16 protein-coding genes are annotated in these 17,869 nt (G+C 69.0%); 5 read left to right on the top strand and 11 right to left on the bottom strand.

Annotated features, from left to right (window positions below):
* Positions 1–51 precede the first annotated feature (51 nt).
* The 5 genes from VV02_RS21650 to VV02_RS21670 are packed head-to-tail and all read left to right on the top strand — an operon-like array spanning position 52 to position 3,986.
* Positions 52–1,197 (top strand): acyl-CoA dehydrogenase family protein, encoded by a 1,146-nt coding sequence (locus VV02_RS21650; protein ID WP_052594978.1) that lies wholly within the window; start codon positions 52–54, stop codon positions 1,195–1,197.
* Positions 1,194–1,946 carry an SDR family oxidoreductase gene (locus tag VV02_RS21655; protein ID WP_052594981.1) on the top strand — a complete coding sequence of 251 codons (753 nt, stop codon included), beginning with the start codon at positions 1,194–1,196 and terminating at the stop codon, positions 1,944–1,946. The genes VV02_RS21650 and VV02_RS21655 overlap by 4 nt, the downstream gene beginning before the upstream one ends.
* A gap of 1 nt (position 1,947) precedes the next feature.
* Positions 1,948–2,766, top strand: coding sequence for an SDR family oxidoreductase (locus VV02_RS21660; RefSeq protein ID WP_052594983.1), 819 nt, complete (start codon positions 1,948–1,950; stop codon positions 2,764–2,766).
* The gene (gene fabG / locus VV02_RS21665; protein WP_052594985.1) at positions 2,767–3,522 is read left to right on the top strand and encodes a 3-oxoacyl-ACP reductase FabG; all 756 of its coding nucleotides are present in this window, start codon (positions 2,767–2,769) and stop codon (positions 3,520–3,522) included.
* Between the two features lie 8 nt (positions 3,523–3,530).
* Positions 3,531–3,986, top strand: coding sequence for a MaoC family dehydratase (locus VV02_RS21670; RefSeq protein WP_342667854.1), 456 nt, complete (start codon positions 3,531–3,533; stop codon positions 3,984–3,986).
* Between the two features lie 65 nt (positions 3,987–4,051).
* On the opposite strand, the gene VV02_RS21675 is transcribed toward VV02_RS21670, so the two are convergent.
* From VV02_RS21675 to VV02_RS21725, 11 genes are all read right to left on the bottom strand, one after another.
* The gene (locus tag VV02_RS21675; protein ID WP_245633161.1) at positions 4,052–4,534 is read right to left on the bottom strand and encodes an HIT family protein; all 483 of its coding nucleotides are present in this window, start codon (positions 4,532–4,534) and stop codon (positions 4,052–4,054) included.
* A 4-nt stretch (positions 4,535–4,538) separates the two neighbouring features.
* Positions 4,539–5,393: a serine hydrolase gene (locus VV02_RS21680; RefSeq protein ID WP_083450343.1), complete on the bottom strand. Its 855-nt coding sequence runs from the start codon at positions 5,391–5,393 to the stop codon at positions 4,539–4,541.
* A complete protein-coding gene (gene pepN, locus VV02_RS21685; RefSeq protein WP_052594989.1) occupies positions 5,390–7,882 on the bottom strand; it encodes an aminopeptidase N in 2,493 nt (830 codons plus the stop codon). Before pepN (VV02_RS21685) ends, VV02_RS21680 begins: the two co-directional genes overlap by 4 nt.
* A 4-nt stretch (positions 7,883–7,886) precedes the next feature.
* Entirely contained in the window at positions 7,887–10,409 is a 2,523-nt protein-coding gene (gene pepN / locus VV02_RS21690; protein WP_052594992.1) for an aminopeptidase N, read from the bottom strand.
* A gap of 62 nt (positions 10,410–10,471) precedes the next feature.
* A complete protein-coding gene (htpX, locus tag VV02_RS21695; protein WP_052594994.1) occupies positions 10,472–11,341 on the bottom strand; it encodes a zinc metalloprotease HtpX in 870 nt (289 codons plus the stop codon).
* A gap of 75 nt (positions 11,342–11,416) precedes the next feature.
* Positions 11,417–12,862, bottom strand: coding sequence for an NADH-quinone oxidoreductase subunit N (locus tag VV02_RS21700; protein ID WP_052594996.1), 1,446 nt, complete (start codon positions 12,860–12,862; stop codon positions 11,417–11,419).
* Positions 12,859–14,415 (bottom strand): complex I subunit 4 family protein, encoded by a 1,557-nt coding sequence (locus VV02_RS21705; RefSeq protein WP_052594998.1) that lies wholly within the window; start codon positions 14,413–14,415, stop codon positions 12,859–12,861. Before VV02_RS21705 ends, VV02_RS21700 begins: the two co-directional genes overlap by 4 nt.
* Positions 14,409–16,424, bottom strand: coding sequence for an NADH-quinone oxidoreductase subunit 5 family protein (locus VV02_RS21710; RefSeq protein ID WP_052594999.1), 2,016 nt, complete (start codon positions 16,422–16,424; stop codon positions 14,409–14,411). The genes VV02_RS21705 and VV02_RS21710 overlap by 7 nt, the downstream gene beginning before the upstream one ends.
* Positions 16,421–16,729, bottom strand: a complete 309-nt coding sequence (nuoK, locus tag VV02_RS21715) for an NADH-quinone oxidoreductase subunit NuoK (RefSeq protein WP_052595001.1) — start codon at positions 16,727–16,729, stop codon at positions 16,421–16,423. The genes VV02_RS21710 and nuoK overlap by 4 nt, the downstream gene beginning before the upstream one ends.
* Positions 16,726–17,277 carry an NADH-quinone oxidoreductase subunit J family protein gene (locus VV02_RS21720; RefSeq protein ID WP_052595003.1) on the bottom strand — a complete coding sequence of 184 codons (552 nt, stop codon included), beginning with the start codon at positions 17,275–17,277 and terminating at the stop codon, positions 16,726–16,728. The genes nuoK and VV02_RS21720 overlap by 4 nt, the downstream gene beginning before the upstream one ends.
* The gene (locus VV02_RS21725; protein ID WP_052595006.1) at positions 17,274–17,867 is read right to left on the bottom strand and encodes a NuoI/complex I 23 kDa subunit family protein; all 594 of its coding nucleotides are present in this window, start codon (positions 17,865–17,867) and stop codon (positions 17,274–17,276) included. The genes VV02_RS21720 and VV02_RS21725 overlap by 4 nt, the downstream gene beginning before the upstream one ends.
* Positions 17,868–17,869 lie beyond the last annotated feature (2 nt).

The raw sequence follows: 17,869 nt of genomic DNA on the forward strand, positions 1-17,869 counted from the left end.
CAAGCGCTTAGCGCTGAGCGCTTGCTTACCTGCCACGAAGGAGACCGACGTATGCCCCGCAATATCTACTCCGAGGACCACGAGGCGTTCCGCGCATCCGTGCGCGAGTTCGTCGACCGGACCCTGGCTCCGCGAGCCGAGGAGATGATCCGCGAGCACGTCATCCCGCGTGACATCTGGCAGGAAGCCGGCAAGCAAGGCTTCCTCGGCCTGGACATCCCGGAGGAGTATGGCGGCGCCGGCGCGGAGGACTACCGCTTCAACGCGGTCTTCGCCGAGGAGGTCGGCGGGTTCACCGCGGCTGTGTCGAGCTGTTTCGGCATCCACGCCGACGTCTGCCCGCCCTACATCGTCGACCTCGGCACGGACGAGCAGAAGCAGCGCTGGCTGCCGGGCATCGCCTCTGGTGAGCTGATCTGCTCGATCGGTATGACCGAGCCCTCCGGCGGCTCTGACCTCGCAGCCCTCAAGACCACAGCCGTACGCGACGGCGACGACTGGATCATCAACGGCTCCAAGACCTTCATCACCAACGGCCATCAGTGCGACCTCGCGATCGTCGCCACCCGCACCGACCCGAGCAAGGGCGCCAAGGGCATCACGCTGTTCGTGCTGGAGACCGGCACCGACGGCTACTCCAAGGGCAACAAGCTGGACAAGGTCGGCCAGGTCGAGTCCGACACCTCCGAGCTGTTCTTCGACAACGTGCGCGTCCCGGACGCCAACCGGCTCGGCCCCGAGGGCCAGGGCTTCATCGCGATGATGCAGCGCCTGCCGCAGGAGCGCGTCGGTGCGGCTGTCTCCAACGTCGCGCACGCCGCGAAGATCCTCGAGGAGACGATCGACTACACCAAGGAGCGCAAGGCGTTCGGCCAGGCGATCGGTTCCTTCCAGCACAACAAGTTCAAGATCGCCGAGCTGGTGACGAAGATCGAGGTGACTCAGGCGTACGTCGACGACTGCATCACCGCGCACGCCGAGGGCGGGCTCTCCCCCGTGGACGCGGCCAAGGCGAAGTGGTTCTCCGCCCAGGTCCAGAACGACGTGCTCGATGAGTGCGTGCAGCTCTACGGCGGCTACGGATTCATGAACGAGTACCGCGTGGCCCGCGCCTGGCGTGACGCCCGCGTCACCAAGATCTGGGCGGGCTCGAACGAGATCATGAAGGAGCTCATCGGCCGGGACCTCGGCCTGTGACCCGGCTCGCCGGCAAGGTCGCGATCGTCACGGGCGCGAGCCGAGGCATCGGGTACGCCGCCGCCGAGCGGCTCGTGGCCGAGGGCGCCAAGGTGTGCATCACCGCGCGCAAGCAGGAGGCTCTCGACGAGGCCGCGGCTGCGCTCGGCGGCCCGTCGGTCGCCATCGCGGTCGCCGGTCGTGCGGACGATGGAGAGCACCAGGCGGACGCGATCGCCCGCACGCTCGAGGCCTTCGGCAGCGTGGACGTGCTGGTCAACAACACCGGCATCAACCCGGCCTACGGCCCGCTGCTGGAGCTCGACCCGGGCGCTGCGCGCAAGATGTTCGAGGTCAACGTGCTGTCGGCGCTCGCGTGGACCCAGCAGGTTCACCAGGCGTGGATGAAGGCGCACGGCGGCTCGGTCGTCAACGTCGCCTCGATCGCCGGGATCCGGCCGGCGCCGGGCATCGGGATGTACGGCGTGACCAAGGCCGCGCTGATCCACCTCACCGAAGAGCTCGCGATGGAGCTCGGCCCGGACATCCGCGTCAACGCCGTCGCACCGGCTGTCGTGAAGACGAAGTTCGCGACTGCGTTGTACGAGGGCCGCGAGGAGCAGGTGTCCGCGGAGTATCCGTTGAAGCGGCTCGGCGTCCCGGAGGACATCGGCTCGGCCGTCGCCTTCCTCGCTTCCGACGACTCGTCCTGGGTGACCGGACAGACGCTGGTGCTCGACGGCGGCATCACGCTGCGCGGAGGAGTCTGACATGGCGCTTTGGGACGACAAGGGCGTCGTCGTCACGGGTGCGGCTCGCGGCATCGGACGTGCGATCGCGACGCGGTTGCACGCTGAGGGTGCGCGGCTGGTGCTGGCCGACGTCCTCGAGGAGCCGCTCGCCGAGACCGCTGCGTCGCTGAATGCCGTTGCCGTTGCTGGTGATTGCGCATCCGAGGCCGGTGCGGCGCGTCTGGTCGACGCAGCCCGTGCTGAGCTCGGAACGATCGACGTGTGGGTCGGCAACGCCGGCGTGCTGCGCGGTCTTGACCTCGACGGCACGGACGAGGCCGACTGGGCGCTGTCATGGGACGTCAACGTCATGGCTCACGTCCGCGCCGCTCGCCTGCTCCTGCCCGACTGGCTGGAGCGTGGGGAGGGCCGCTATGTGGTGACCGCGTCGGCAGCCGGCCTGCTCACGATGCTGGGCGCACCGGCGTACAGCGTGACCAAGCACGCGACCGAGTCGTTCGCGGAGTGGTTGGCGGCGACGTACGGCCACCGCGGTGTCAAGGTGCACGCGATCTGTCCCCAGGGCGTACGCACCGATATGTACGACCAGCCGGGCAGCACGGTGCTGGCCGACATCGTCGGGCACGACGGGGCGCTGTCGCCGGATGATGTCGCGGATGCGCTCGTGAATGCCGTTGCGGCAGAACAGTTCTTGGTGCTGCCACATGAAGAGGTCGGGGGCTACTTCGCCTTCCGCGCCAACCAGACCGACAAGTGGCTCGCCGGGATGCAGACGCTCCAGGCTCGCGTCGACGACGCATCTGCCACGATCAAGAACCCCGAACAAGGAGCGCACTGAATGTCTGACACCCGTACCGCCGTCGTCACCGGAGCCGCCCGCGGCATCGGCGCGGCCGTTGCCAAGCGTCTGGCCAAGGACGGCCTGCAGGTCGCCGTGCTCGACCTGGACGAGGCTGCCTCGCAAAAGGTCGCCGACGAGATCAACGCCGACGGCGGCAAGGCCATCGGCGTTGGCTGCGACGTCAGCAACGAGGAGGCTGTCGCGACCGCCGTCGAGCGCGTGGCGAACGAGCTCGGTGCGCCGACCGTCCTGGTCAACAACGCCGGCATCCTGCGCGACAACCTCATCTTCAAGATGTCGGCCGACGACTGGGATGCCGTGCTCAACGTGCACCTTCGTGGTGCCTTCCTGATGACGCGCGCCGCACAGGCGTACATGACGAAGGCGAAGTTCGGCCGCATCATCAACCTGTCGTCCACCTCGGCGCAGGGCAACCGCGGTCAGGTGAACTACTCGGCGGCCAAGGCCGGCATGCAGGGCTTCACCAAGACGCTGGCCATCGAGCTCGGCAAGTTCGGTGTGACCGCCAACGCGATCGCACCCGGGTTCATCGCCACCGACATGACCGCTGCGACGGCCGAGCGGGTGGGCATGGAGTTCGAGGCGTTCAAGGCTGCGGCTGCACAGGCCATTCCGGTACAGCGAGTCGGCACTCCCGACGACATCGCCGCGATGGCGTCGTTCTTCGCCAGCGACGAGGCCGGCTTCGTGTCCGGTCAGGTCGTCTACGTCGCCGGTGGACCCGAGGACTGAGAGGCTGAATGATGAGGATCTTCAACGGAATTGAGGAAGCCAAAGCTGCTGTGGGTGAGCACCTCGGCTACAGCGAGTGGCACCAGGTCACGCAGGAGGCGGTCAACCAGTTCGCCGAGGCGACGGGTGACCACCAGTGGATCCACGTCGATGTCGAGAAGGCCAAGTCCGGGCCGTTCGGTGGTCCGATCGCGCACGGCTACCTGACGCTGTCACTGATCCCGATGCTGGTCGGACAGGTCTACACCGTCGAAGGTGTCTCGATGGGCGTCAACTACGGCGCCAACAAGGTGCGCTTCCCCACCCCGGTGCCGGTCGGCTCGAAGGTCCGCGCGGGCGTTGAGCTGCAGTCGATCGACCAGGCGTCGCTGGGCTACCAGGCCACGATCAAGGTCACGGTCGAGCTCGAGGGCGCCGACAAGCCGGCGTGCGTCGCGGAGAACCTCTTCCTGATTGTCCCGTAGCCGCTTGAGCCGCAAGGTCCTGGGCAGCGCGCGCTCCACCGCGCGCCACCCAGGATCTTGCTGTGTCAGACGAGACGGTCGCCGATCGCCGCACGCAGCTGGTCGTGCTGCGGACCGAGCGCCGTGGACGGGTCGCTCCAGCGATCACGCGAGTACCACCACACAGGACCGCCGATGAGATCGGCCGGCTCCCACTCGTACCGCGGAAAGATGTGCGTGTGGAGGTACGGGTCGGTGTTGCCGAGGATCTCAATATTGACCCGGCGAAACCCGGGATCGCTTGCGGCACAGGCTTCTTCGACCGCAGTTGACAATCGCTCGACACTCTCGAGATAGGACAGCCGACGCGCACGCGGCAGATCGGTGAGCCGACCGACGGCCGAATCGTCTGTCAGCAGTACGCAGTAGCCGGGCAGCCACTGCACGTCACCCATCACGGCGAACGCCTCCGGAAGACGCCCGATGACGGTCGGGTTGTCACCACGATGCGCGGCGCCAATGCGATCAGCTCGCCAGTCCACGTCGTCAGCATTGGTCTCGATACGCACCCCGCTAGCGCTCCGTTGCTACTCGACCGGCGGTCAGGCCGGTGCGGATGTCGTCGCCGATCTCGCGCATGCGGGAGAGCACCTCGTCGCGTGAATCGCCTTGCGTTCTGTCCCAGTTGGCGAGAACGGCGTACGCGATCGTGCGGGTGCCGCTGCTCACGAGACCGACGTCGGCACGCACGCTGCTGTCGGTGCCGGTCTTGTTGACCAGCAGCACCCCGCGGTCCTCCTCGGCGTGTGCCAATGGGTCGAGACCGAAGGCTGAAGCGACCATCGACAGGTCGCTGCCGAGAACCAGCCAGTCCTTGACCATAGGGTCGATGGTGCCGTCGTGCAGCAGCTTGAGGTAGCGCACGACCGACGCCGCCGATGCGCGCGACAACGTGTCGGCGACGCCTGCCTGCGACGGGTCGCGCCCGTTGCGGATGCGGTCGAGCAGGACCATCGGCGCCAGCTGGTGCCGATCAGCGTAAGTGTGCACTGCGTCCAGTCCGACGTGCCGCAGGAGGACGTTGGTCGCGAGGTTGTCGCTGACCGCTCCGACGAGCCGGCACGCGTCGACGACCGAGAGGTCACGCTGGCCGAGGGCATGCCAGAGACCGGAGTCCTGCACGAATTCGTCCTGCTCCCAACGGATTCGCTCCGCAGGATCTTGCTCGCCGGACGCGATGCGCTCGGCGACGAGGGCCAGCAGGATGAGCTTGCCGACCGACGCTGTGCGCAGCACCTCGTCGGGAGCCTCACGTGCCCAGACCTCGCCGCTCCCGTCGAGCGGCTCGATGTGGATGCTCCACGTCACCTTGGTCTCGATACGACCTCCGCTAGCGCTCCGGTCTACTCGACCAGCGGTCTGGCTCATCGTGCGTACTTCTCGAGAGAGCGCAGCGCGTTGTCGAGCGTCGACCGCTGGTCGACGATGGCCCGGCGTACGGCGGGGGTCAGGTCTTCGCGCTGCAGTGCGGTGTCCGCAGCCGCCCGCGTCTCAGGCGTGACGACCGGCCACGGGAACGACAGCGTGGCGACCTGCTGCAACGCGTTCTGTCCGACCCAGTCGGCCATCGGCGGGACGTCCTCGAAGTAGCGGTCGACGTAAGGCGTCAGCAGCTCGATCTGGCTCAGCGGCCAGAAGCCTTCGCTCAGGGAGTTGAGCTCGTAGTTGGATCGGCCCGAGCGCGTGGTGAGCTGGGTCCATGCCCACGACTTCGCCGCGGCCGTCGGCTGGGCTGCCTTGGCGCGCAACGCATTCTGGTCGCCTGCCATCGTGCGGTCCTGGACGTGCACGGCGTCGATCTCGGCCTCGCCGGCTGCTCCCAGGACGACCAGGCGAGTCACCGCTGACCAGCGGAACTCGTCGTCGGACTCCAGACCTTGGGGCAGACGCTCGCCACGGGTCCACGCCCGCAACAGGTCCTCGTCCTCGGTCGTCTGCGCGATCAGCCGCGCCGCCACGACCGAGTGGGGCGAGCCCGGCTCGAACGAGTCGGCCGCCTGGCGCGCGGCCGACTCGCGGTCACGGAGCGCGCTCGGTCGCTCGTCCGGCCGCAGCGCCCGGTCGATCAGGGCGCCCAGGATCAGAGGGACTCGCTCGAAGATCGGCAGCGACGTCTCGCTCGGCCACGCCTGCATCATGATTCGGTGCGCGTGACGCGGGTCGACCGTGGCGCTACGAACGCCGTACATGAGAGCCGACCAGGTCACGGCGCGAGCCTGCTCATCAGGCACCGACGCCAGCTGGTCGGGCAGCGCCGCCAGCGTCGCGTCATCGAGCTCGACGGTCGCCCAGGTCAGATCGCCGGCGTTGGGGATCACGAGGTCCGGGACATCACCACCGACCAGGTCAGCGAGATCGGCATGCGCCCCCTCGACGGTGAGCTGCGCTGCGAGCACTCGCTCGCCGGCCCGATAACCCGCCACGTCGAGACGGTGCGGCCGGTCCGCAGGGTGAGCCTCCGGCGTACGCCGCGAGATGCCGGCTCCGCGCACGACACCGTCGGCGGCCTCAAGCTGAACCTTGAAGGTGTCCGCGCCTGCTGTGCGCAGCCAAGCCTCCGCCCACGACTGGAGATCTCGTCCGGACGCCTTCTCCATCGCCGCGAGGAAGTCCGCGAATGTCGCGTTGCCCCAACGGTGCTCGGCCAGGTAGGCGCCGATGCCGGCGAGGAACGCTTCGTCCCCGATGAACGCGATCAGCTGACGCAGCGCTGATGCGCCCTTGGCGTAGGAGATGCCGTCGAAGTTCATCAGGGCGGATGCTGCGTCAACCGCCTCTCCCCCGGCGATCGGATGGGTCGACGGGCTGTGGTCGACGCCGTAGCCCCACACCTTGCGACTCACACCGAAGTCGACCCAGATCTCGTCGAACTCCGTTGCAGCAGAGAGGGTTCGGAAGGACATGTATTCGGCGAACGACTCGTTGAGCCACAGGTCGTCCCACCACTGCAGCGTCACCATGTCGCCGAACCACATGTGCGCCAGCTCGTGCGCGATGGTGTTGCTGCGGGTCATCACGTCGTTGCGGGTGAACGCGCCACGGAAGAGGTACTGGTCGCGGAACGTCACGCAGCCAGGATTTTCCATCGCCCCGGCGTTGAACTCGGGCACGAACACCTGGTGGTACTCCCCGTACTCGTAGGGAACGCCGAACAGCTTGTCGTAGTAGTCGTACGACTGCTTGGTGATCTCGAAGATCTGGCCCACCTGGGCGCGCAGCTCGGGCTCCAACGACGCGCGCGCGTGCACTCCCAGCGGCACGCCTCGGTGCTCGTCGTACGCCGACACGTAGGGCCCGGCGCACACCGTCACGAAGTACGTCGCGAGAGGGCGGGTCGTCGACAGTCGCCACTGCCCAGGTGCCGTGCGCGACGGGTCGCCGTTGCCGAGCACGATCCAGTCCTCAGGCGCGCGGACGGCGACGTCGTAGGGCGCCTTGAGATCGGGCTGGTCGAAGCACGCGAAGACCTTGGGCGCCGCGTCCAGGAACAGGTGGCCGTAGACGTAGTGCTTGCCATCAGCGTGGTCGATCGCGCGGTGCAGCCCTTGGCCGTCGCGGCTGTAGGCCATCGTGGCGCGCACGACGACCTCGTTGTCGGCCCGCAGATCGGCCAGCGTGACCCGACCGTCCAGCACCGCGGACGGCTGGATCTCGTTGCCGTTCAACGTGATCGAGTGCACGGCGGACGCCTGGACGTCGAGGAACGTCTCAGCGCCCGGCTCACGACAGCCGAAGGTGACCGTGCTGGTGGACTCGAATGTCTCGTCGCCGGTGTCGAGGTCGAGCTGGACGTCGTAGTGAGTGACGTCGATGAGCGCGGCTCGCGCCTCGGCTTCGGCGCGCAGGAGGGACGGCATCCGGTCAGCCCGCTGTGGCCGGCTCAGCCGCCGGGAACGCCTCGCGGGAACGCAGCACCTCGCGCTGCCGACCGCTCTGGTCGGTGAAGGCCTTGCGCAGCACCGGGTCGATGGTCTCGTCGGCGATCGCGCGGTCGGCGAGCGCGACCGACTCGGGCTCCGCGACAATCACCGGGTAGGCGCTGTAGGCGAGCGACATGAGCGCGAAGCCGGCCGTGTGGCTCGACATCGCGACCGTGTCCTGGAAGTAGCGCGGGACATAGGGACGGACGAGGGCCGCATCGGGTGCGACCCAGAACGTCGAGGCGAGCGCCGCGCGCTCCTCGGACGACAGGTCGGTCGGCGTCATCATCTGCGTCCAAGCCCATCGCTTGGCGTCCTCGGTGGGGCGAATCGCCTTGGCAGCCAAGGCACTCAGCCGACCAGCAGCAGTGTTGTCGTCCTCGAGCAGCCCGTCGATCTCGTGCTCTTCGAGCTCGCCCTGGCGAGCCAGGTTGGTCGCGACCACCCAGCCGAACTCGGTGTCCCCCGCAAGGCACTCGGGCCGGCCGGTGCCGGACAGCCAGCTGCGCAGCAGCGTGGTGTCGGCCGAGCACTGAGCCACGAGACGCGCCGCGGTGAGTGCTCGGGAGCTGCCGGGCTCGGCGGAGGTGAGAATCGTCGTACCGACCGCGGCCAGTGCGGATGCCCAGCGCTGCTGCTCCTGCGCGGGCAGGAACAGGCGGCAGTAGACGTCGTGCGCCCACTTGGAGACCAGCTCCAGGATCGAGTCGTTCTGCTCCAGCGGGAGGGCCCGCTCGGCGATCGCGAGGGCGGTACGCGGGTCGACCTGAGCGCGCGCGACGGCGTTCTCGAGGGAGGACCACACGGCGGTGCGGGCCAGCGGGTCCGGGATCTGGGCGAGCTGCTCAGGCAGCGCAGCCGTGGTCTGGTCGTCGTAGGTGACCGCCGCGAACGTCAGGTCTGACGCGTTGGGGATCAGCACCTTGGGGACGGGCTGGCCGACCAGATCCGGCAGCTCCTGCATGGCCTGCCCGATCTCGACGTCCAGCGACACGTCCTGCAGGCCGTTGCTGAACCCGCTGATGTCCAGGACGTGCGGCCGCTCCGCCGGGAACTCCTCGGGCGTCGTACGCCGCGCCACGGCTCGCGTGATCAGCCCCGCCTCGGTCTCGAGCTCGATCGCCAACGAGTCGGTGCCGGCGGTCTGCAACCAGGCCCGGGACCAGGCGCTCAGGTCGCGCCCGCTCATCGAGGCCATCGCCTTGAGGAAGTCGGCCAGGTTGGCGTTGCCCCAGGCGTGGTCGCGCAGGTAGCAGCGGACGCCGGACAAGAACGCGTCGTCGCCGAGGTAGGCCGCGAGCTGGCGCAGTGCGCTGGCGCCCTTGGCGTAGGAGATCATGTCGCAGTTCTGCAGCGCCGAGCTGACGTCGGGCGCGGGCATTCCGGCGATCGGGTGGGTGCCCGGCGAGCGGTCCATGACGTAGCCGGTGCTCTTGCGCGCGGCACCGAAGTTGACCCACGCGTCCTCGAACCGAGTGGCCTCGGTCATCGCGCGGTAGGCCATGTACTCGGCGAAGGACTCGTTGAGCCACAGGTCGTCCCACCACTTCATGGTCACCATGTCGCCGAACCACATGTGCGCCATCTCGTGGGCGATGACGTTGGCGCGCTCCAGCAGCTGGCCCTCGCTGATCGAGCCGACGAAGAGGTACTGGTCGCGGAAGGTCACGCAGCCGGGATTCTCCATCGCTCCGACGCCGGGAGGCAGCTCGGGGACGAAGGCCTGGTGGTACTGCGCGTAGGGGTACGCCGACTGGTAGGCCTCCTGGTAGTACCCCATGCACTGCTTGGTGATCTCGAAGATGTCGCTGACCTGCGCGTCGAGCTGCTCAGCCAGGGAGGCTCGGGTGTGCACGGCCAGCGGGATGCCGTCGTACTCATCGGTCGCGGTGATGTAGTGACCGGCGATGATCGTCACGAAGTAGGGGGCGAGCGGCGGCGTGGTCGCCAGCCGGCGCCGGGTCGGGCTCAGCTGCTCAGGCGCGCCGTTGCCGAACAGCACCCAGTCCTGCGGCAGCGTCGCCTCGATGTCGAAGGGCGCCTTGAGGTCGGGCTGGTCGAAGCAGCCGAACCAGCGGGACGCCTCGGACGGCGCGCTCAGGGCCTGGAGGTAGACCTTGCCGTCGGCCGGGTCTACGGCGCGGTGCAGGCCGGATCCGTCGCGGCTGTAGCGCATCGTGGCCTCGACGACGACCTCGTTGTGCTCCTGGAGGCCGGTCAGCGGCACCCGCCCGTCGGACGCGGACGAGGGCTCGACCGGCGTGCCGTTGAGCGTGATCGAGGCGATCGAGTCGGCCTGAAGGTCCAGGAACGTCGCTCGGCCGGGCTCGGCGCAGGTGAACGTGATGGTGGTGGTGGATCCGAAGGTCACAGCGCCCTGATCGAGGTTCAGCTGGACTCGGTACGCGTCGACGCTGAGCAGCGCCGCGCGTTCCTGTGCTTCGTGGAGGGTGAGCGAAGGCATCTTCCCACTCTGTCATCTAGGCCGGGCGCCGTGCTGCGCAGCCGTCGGGCAACGCGTTCACATCAGCCGATCTGGCTGCGGGACATGCCTTCCAGACGGGCGATCCGCTCAGCGGTCGGCGGGTGCGTCGAGAACAGCCTGGAGACGTCCTGGGCGCGGAACGGGTTGGCGATCATCATGTGCGAGGCGTTGACGACCTTGGGCTCGGGAGCCAGGGGCGCGCGGGCGACGCCGGTCTCGAGCTTGTGCAGTGCGGATGCCAGGGCGAGCGGGTCGCCGGTGAGCTTGGCACCGTCCTCGTCTGCGTCGTACTCGCGGGTGCGGCTGATCGCCATCTGGATCAGCATGGCCGCCATCGGCGCCAGGATCGCCATGGCCATCAGGGCCAGCGGGTTGGGACGGTCCTCGTCGTCGCCACCACCGAAGATGTTCATGAACATCAGCATCTGGGCGACGGACGTGATGATGCCGGCGATCGCGGCGGCGACCGACGAGGTCAGGATGTCGCGGTTGTAGACGTGCATCAGCTCGTGGCCGAGGACGCCGCGCAGCTCGCGCTCATCGAGCAGCTCCAGGATGCCCTCGGTGCAGCAGACCGCGGCGTGCTGCGGGTTGCGGCCGGTGGCGAAGGCGTTGGGCGCCTGGGTCGGCGAGATGAAGAGGCGGGGCATCGGCTTGCCGGCCTTGGTCGAGAGCTCGGCGACGATCCGGTACATCGCAGGCGCCTGGGCCTCGCTGACCGGATAGGCACGCATGGCCCGGATGGCGAGCTTGTCGCTGTTCCAGTAGCCGTAGATGGTGGTTGCGACGCCGATGAGAGCGAAGATCCAGATGAACTTGCCCCCACCGACGAGTGCGCCGATACCGAGGAGGAGGGCCCAGATGCCCCCGAAGAGGGCAGCGGTCTTGAGACCGTTGAAATGGCTGTGCATGCCCAGGAAACGTACAGGGTGGTCGGACTGTTCCGCGCTCAGGAGCCGAGCTCGAACGGGCGCTCAGCGACCGGGTCAGCGGCCGGCGAGGCCGAGCAGCAGCTGCGGGGCCAGGCTGGTGACCGCGAGGGCGACCAGCCCGAGGATGACGAGCGTGCTGTGGACCGGGTGCGGCCGTTCGACGACGCCCTCGCGAGGCGAGTGGCCGAGCAGCGACAGCAGCCAGCGCAGGTAGACCGCGACACCCAGCATCGCGTTGATCGCGGCAACGACGGCCAGCCACCAGAGCCCGTCGGCGGCGACCGGCCGCAGGGCCAGCACCTTGGCGACCAGCCCGAGCACGCCGGGCGGCAGGCCGGCCAGCGTCAGCAGGGAGAGCGCGAGCGCGACGGCGGAGAGCGGACGTCGACGGAACAGGCCGGCGTACGACGACAGCCGGGTCGCGTGATCGCGGCCCTCCGCGTGGGCGACCTGGGTGACGACGGCGAAGGCGACGAGGGTGGCGAGGCCATAGACGACGAGGTAGCCGGCCGCGGCCCGGACGGCGTCGCTGGCCACGGTGGCGAGCGGCAGGATCACCCAGCCGGCCTGTGCCACGGTCGACCAGGCGAGCAGTCGCAAGGTGGAGTTCTCACGCAGGGCCATGACGTTGCCGAGCGTCATCGAGATCGCGGCGACGATGCCGATCGCGGTGAGAGCAGGGGCGCCGAGCACGGTGATGCCGCGTAGGACGACCAGCAGGGCACCCAGGGCGGCGAGCTTGGAGGTGACCGCCAGGAAAGCGCCGATCGGGATCGAGGCACCGGCGTAGGCCTCTGGTGTCCAGGCGTGGAAGGGCACGAGCGAGAGCTTGAAGCCGAGACCGGCGACGATGAGGACAACGCTCAGCACGAGTACGCGCTTGGTGTCGGGGTCCGCGGCAGCGGTCAGCACCGCGTCGCCGTCGAGCAGGGCCGACCCCGTGGCTGCGAACCACATCGCCGCGCCGAGAGCGAGGATGGCGAAGGACACCAGCGACGTCGTCAGCAGCGACAGCGCACCGTCGACCGCCGAACGCCGCGCCCCGAACGCCACCAGTGCCACGGTCGGGACGGTCGCGAGCTCGATGAGGACCAGCCAGGACCCGAGATCGCGGGCCGCGGCGACGCCGGCCCCACCGGCCGCTGCGGTGAGGACGAGGCTGGCTGCGACCGGCGTACGCTCACGCGGCGACGGGACCGGGAGCACGAGCAGCGCCACGACCGCAGCGGTGACCAGCGTCGCGACCTGAAGTGTGGTGGCGACGCGATCGGCGACGTAGAGGCACTGAGAACCCTTGAGACACAACGTCGTTCGCGCGTCATTGTCCGAGACGAAACCGGGCACGCAGGCCGCCGCACCCACGAGCAGGATGCCCGCGGTGATCGCCCAGTGCCACTGGCCGAGGCGCGGCACCACGGCGTCGATCAGGAGGATGAGCACGGCACCCAGCGCCGGGATCAGGACCGGCGCGAGTACGCCGTAGTCGAGGCTGACGTTCATCGGCCGGTCACCCCCAGCAGCTGCAGGACGTCGGGTTCGGTGGTCCGCAGCAGGATCGTGGGCAACACGCCGAGGCCGACGGTGCCGAGCACGAGGACACCGACGACGAGCCACTCGATGCCACGAGCGTCGGGTACGACGATCGGCAGTCTCGGGTCGGTCGTGGGCTCCTCGGCGCTCTCGTCCTCGGACTCCTCGGCGGGCTCAGGCGGTGCGAACTCGGCCGGCGAGCCCTCGGCCCACACCACGCGCAGCACCCGCAGGGCGTAGGCCGCCGCCAGGACTGTGCCGAGCGCAGCGACGGCCGCGAGGACTCGGAACAGCGTGAGCGGACGGTCGGAGTCCGGTGACCAGGTCGAGGTGATCGCGAGGAGTTCACCCCAGAACCCGGCCAGACCTGGCAGGCCGAGCGAGGCGGCCATGCCGATGACCAGTGCGAAGCCCAGCCGCGGTGCGGTGTCGCGCAACGAGGCGCGGGCGACCGTGAGGTCGTCACCGTCCCAGCGGTGCTTGAGGCCACCGACCACCACGAACAGCAGCGCCGAGACGACGCCGTGCGCGATGTTGGCGAAGAGCGCGGCCTGCAGTCCGAGACGCGTACCGCTCATCAGGCCGAGCATCACGAAACCCATGTGCGCGATGGACGACCAGGCGATCAACCGCTTCAGCGAGCGCTCGACCAGGCAGACCAGCCCGCCCCAGATGATGCCGATGGCCGCGAGCACCGCGACGTAGGGCGCGACGTTGTCGACGCCGTCGGGGAGGGTGGGTACGACCAGACGTGCGACGCCGTAGGTGCCCATCTTGAGCAGCACCGCGGCGAGCAGGACCGAGCCGGTCGTCGGGGCGGCGGTGTGAGCCGCTGGCAGCCAGGAGTGCAGCGGCCAGATCGGCACCTTGATGCCGAGGCCCACCAGCAGGATCGCCGCGAGGACGGTTTGCTCGCTGGTGCTCATGCCCGCTCCGCCGACGAGCTGATCGATGTCGGACGTGCCCGCGAGGTAGACCATGCCGAGGATGCCGACGAGCATCAAGGTCGAGCCGAGCACGGTGTAGAGGACGAACTTCGCGGCAGCTCCCGCGCGGTGTGCCGGATCGCCGAATCCCTTGATCAGCCACCACATCGGGATGAGGACGACCTCGAACGCCAGGAAGAACAGCACCGCGTCGCGGGCCAGGAACGTCGCGATCGCGCCACCGGTGACGAGCAGCAGGCAGCCGAAGAACGTGCCCTGCCCGACGCGGCTCGGCGGCTCGATGTGACCGTGCAGGACGACCAGGACACCGAGGACGGCGGTGAGGACGAGCAGTGGTGCGCTGATGCCGTCGATCGCCAGGTGCAGACGCATGCCGATGGCCGGGACCCACTCGTGGTCCAGCTCGGGGCGGCGCCACACGGACAGGCCGACGCAGACCGCCGTCGCGACGGCACCCGCCAGGGCGACGAGATAAGACGTACGACGGCCGACCGGTGGCGAGAAGCGGTCACCGGCCAGGAGGGCGACTCCCGTCACCAGAGGGATGACGACCGAGCACAGCAGCACGGCTACCACAGCGTCACCCCCAGGAGTGCGACGACGAGCACGCCGCCGACCACCGCCAGCAGGCCGCTGGTCGGCCGGCGGGTGTGAACCCGATCGGTGTGGTCGCCGAGCGAGCGGATGAGCGCAGGTGCGGCTTCGACTCCCTGCTCGAGCCGGCGGTCGGCTCCGGCGACAAGCTGCGCGAGGGCGAGAACAGGACGCGCCACGACGTTGACGTAGACGGTGTCAGCGCCGAGCCCGCGCGCAGCGAGCGAGCGCCACGACGCAGGCAGCCGGTCGGACGCGTCACCGTAGGTCGTGCGCAGGGAGGCCATCCGCACCAGGAGCGCAGCCGCCGCCATCAGCAGGAGTGCAGCCGCGACGAGCAGCCAGTCCGGGCTCTGCCAGTCGATGTGCAGCAGCGGACTGGCGACGACGGCACCGCCGATGACGCTGAGGAAGGCCAGGCCCGTCAGGCCCGCCATGGCGATCGAGCCAGGCTCCGGAGCGAGGTCCTTGTCCTCCTCGGCGTAGCCGAGGGCGGGGTCCTGGTCGGGCAGCTCGTGGCCGTACTCATCGACCTGGGGTGAGTCGCGCAGCAGCTCCACGATGCCGACGTCGCGCACCTGGTAGCTGTCCTCGAACGTCTCCACCTCGGTCAGCCGCTCGATGACCGTGGTGTGCTGCAGCACCAGCCAGGCGCGCATCGCGTACGCCGCAGTGAGCACCGTGACGGTGCCGAGGAAGACGAGGCCGAGCAGCGCGGGACCGTCGCCGTCGCCGGCCGCGTGCGCGGCGGTGTCGATGACCAGGTCCTTGCTGACAAAGCCGACCAGCGGCGGGACCCCAGCGAGCGCGAGGAAGCCGACCGCCATCATGCGGCGGGTGCTGGGGTAACGGCGGATGACACCGGAGAGCCGTGAGGCGACCGTGCCGCCGACGAGGACCGTGGTCCAGCCGATCATCAGGAACAGCAGCGCCTTGAACATCGCGTGGCCGAGCAGGTGCACGATCGCGGTGTCGGGCGGCGTGCCGGCGGGGAGCACCGCGAGCGCGGTCAGCATGATGCCGACCTGGCTGACGGTCGACCACGCGAGGAGCTTCTTGAGGTCGTGCTGCAGGAACGCCAGAAGCGCCGCAACGACGGTCGTCAGTCCGGCCAGCACGACCAGGACCACGCGCGCGTGCTCGGCGACCTGGACGAGCGGGAGCAGCCGGCCAAGCACGACGGTGCCGGCGGCCACCATGGTCGCGGCGTGGATGAGCGCGGACGCCGGCGTCGGGCCCTCCATCGCGTCCGGCAACCAGTCCTGGAACGGGATCTGCGCGGACTTGCCGAGCACACCGCAGATGATGCCGAGCATCGCCACGGACAGCGTCGCGCCGTGCACGCGCGGCTCCTGCTGCCAGAACTGCAGGACCGTCCCGATGTTGGTGCTGTGCGCGCCGATGGCCAGGGCCGCGATGCCGACGAGCAGTGGCGCATCCGCCAGGCGGGTGACGATGAAGGCCTTGTACGCCGCCCGCCGCGCCTTCTCGCGCTCGGACTCGTGGCCGATCAGCAGGTAGGAGCACCAGCCCATCAGCTCCCAGCCGACCAGCGTCAGCACGAGGTCGCCGGACAGCACGACGAGCTGCATCGCCGCGGTGAACAGGCCTACGGTTGCTGCGAATTGGCGGTATCGGGGGTCGGACCAGAGGTACCAGCGGCCGAAGGCCTGCACCACGAAGGACACGAACGCGACGGCGGCACAGACGAGCACCGACCAGCGGTCGATCATCAGGTGCATCGGGATGCTGATGCCGCCGCCGACCGGGAGTGAGCCGATCGTGTCGGGCGCGGTGTCGGCGTCGCCCTCGATCTGCTGCGCGAGGAGCAGCAGCGCAGCAAGGAGACCGACCAGACCGGCCACGTGGGCGATGACCGAGGTCAGGCGCCCGCTCCGGCGTACGAGCAAGAGAGTGAGGACCGCGCCCAGCGCAGGCAGGGCGATCGCGACGTGGCTCGGCTGGACCGGGCCGTCGATCACCAGATTCATGAGTCGTCCTCGCCGGCGCGCGAGACGTCGATGTTGCCGCGAGCGCGGAAGACGGCGATGACCAGTGCGAGTGCGACGGCGATCTCGGCCGCGGCGATGGTGATCACGAAGATCGTCAGCACATGGCCGGCGCGCAAGGTGTCTTGCAGCGTCGAGCCCATCGTGACCATCAGCAGACCGGCGGAGGCGAGGATCAGCTCGACGCCGATGAGCACGAGCACCGCGTTGCGTCGCGCGAGGATGCCATAGACGCCGGTGCCCGCGAGGATGCCGACCAGCAGCAGGGGCAGCTCGAGGTGGATCACGAGACCTCCGCGGGGGTCTCTTCGGTCTTCACCGGCTCCGCAGCCGCCGGCTTGGTGATGGTCAGCCTGGCCAGTGCAAGGGCCGCGACCAGCGCGATGAGCAGCAGCAGCGACAGCAGCTCGAAGGGCCACACCCAGGTGCCGAACAGCTGGTTGGCCAGCGTCTGGTTCGAACCGCCGCGGACGTCCGTCTTGCCACCGAACGCGCCGATGAGGGTCGCGGACAGCAGCGCGGCCGTCGCTCCCCCGGCGACCAGCGCGGCGACTCGTTGCGTGACGCTCGTGTCGTGCGCGGTGGAGCGACCGATGGGCGCATGAGTGAGCATCAGGGCGAACAGCACGAGCACGACGACCGCGCCGACGTAGACGAGCAGCTGCACCAGAGCGACCAGCTCGGCACCGAGGACGAGGTAACAGCCGCTGAGCGAACCGAGCGCGACCACGAGCCACAGAGCGGCGTGCACCAGGTGCTTGGTCGTGACCGAGAGGACCGCGCTGGCAGCGGTGATGAGCCCGACGAGCACGAACAGGACGTCGTGCGTCGTCACGAGTCCGCCCCGTCGCCAGCGGCAGGTTGGTCGGTGCCCGCCGCGGCGGGCCGGGGACGAGGCGTACGAGCAGGTTTGCTGGCGGCGGCGATCTCACCGGGCTCCGGCGCCCCGGCATCCAGCGCGGGCGGCGGCGGGACGGTGGGCATCCACTCGCCGAGCCGCTCCTTCTCGTGGAGCAGGTCGCGGATGTCGGTCTCGGCGTACTCGAACTCGGGGCTCCAGAACAGCGCGTCGAACGGGCACATCTCGATGCAGATCCCGCAGTACATGCAGAGGCTGAAGTCGATCGCGAAGCGATCGAGGGAGTTCTGCTGGCGGTCGCGGCCACCTTCCGGCCCGGCCGGGATCGTCTCCTTGTGGGAGTCGATGTAGATGCACCAGTCCGGGCACTCGCGGGCGCACAGCATGCAGGACGTGCAGTTCTCGGCGAGGAGGGCGATCACACCACGCGATCGGGGCGGCAGATCGGGCTTCACGTCGGGGTACTGATGCGTGTGGGCAGGCCGAGTCATCGTCCGGGCGGTGGTGGCCATGCCCTTCACCAGGCCCGGAACCAGGCTGCGACTGCGCTTCTTCGCCCCTGTCATCA

The organism is Luteipulveratus mongoliensis, from assembly GCF_001190945.1.
GTDB classification, from domain to species: Bacteria; Actinomycetota; Actinomycetes; order Actinomycetales; family Dermatophilaceae; genus Luteipulveratus; species Luteipulveratus mongoliensis.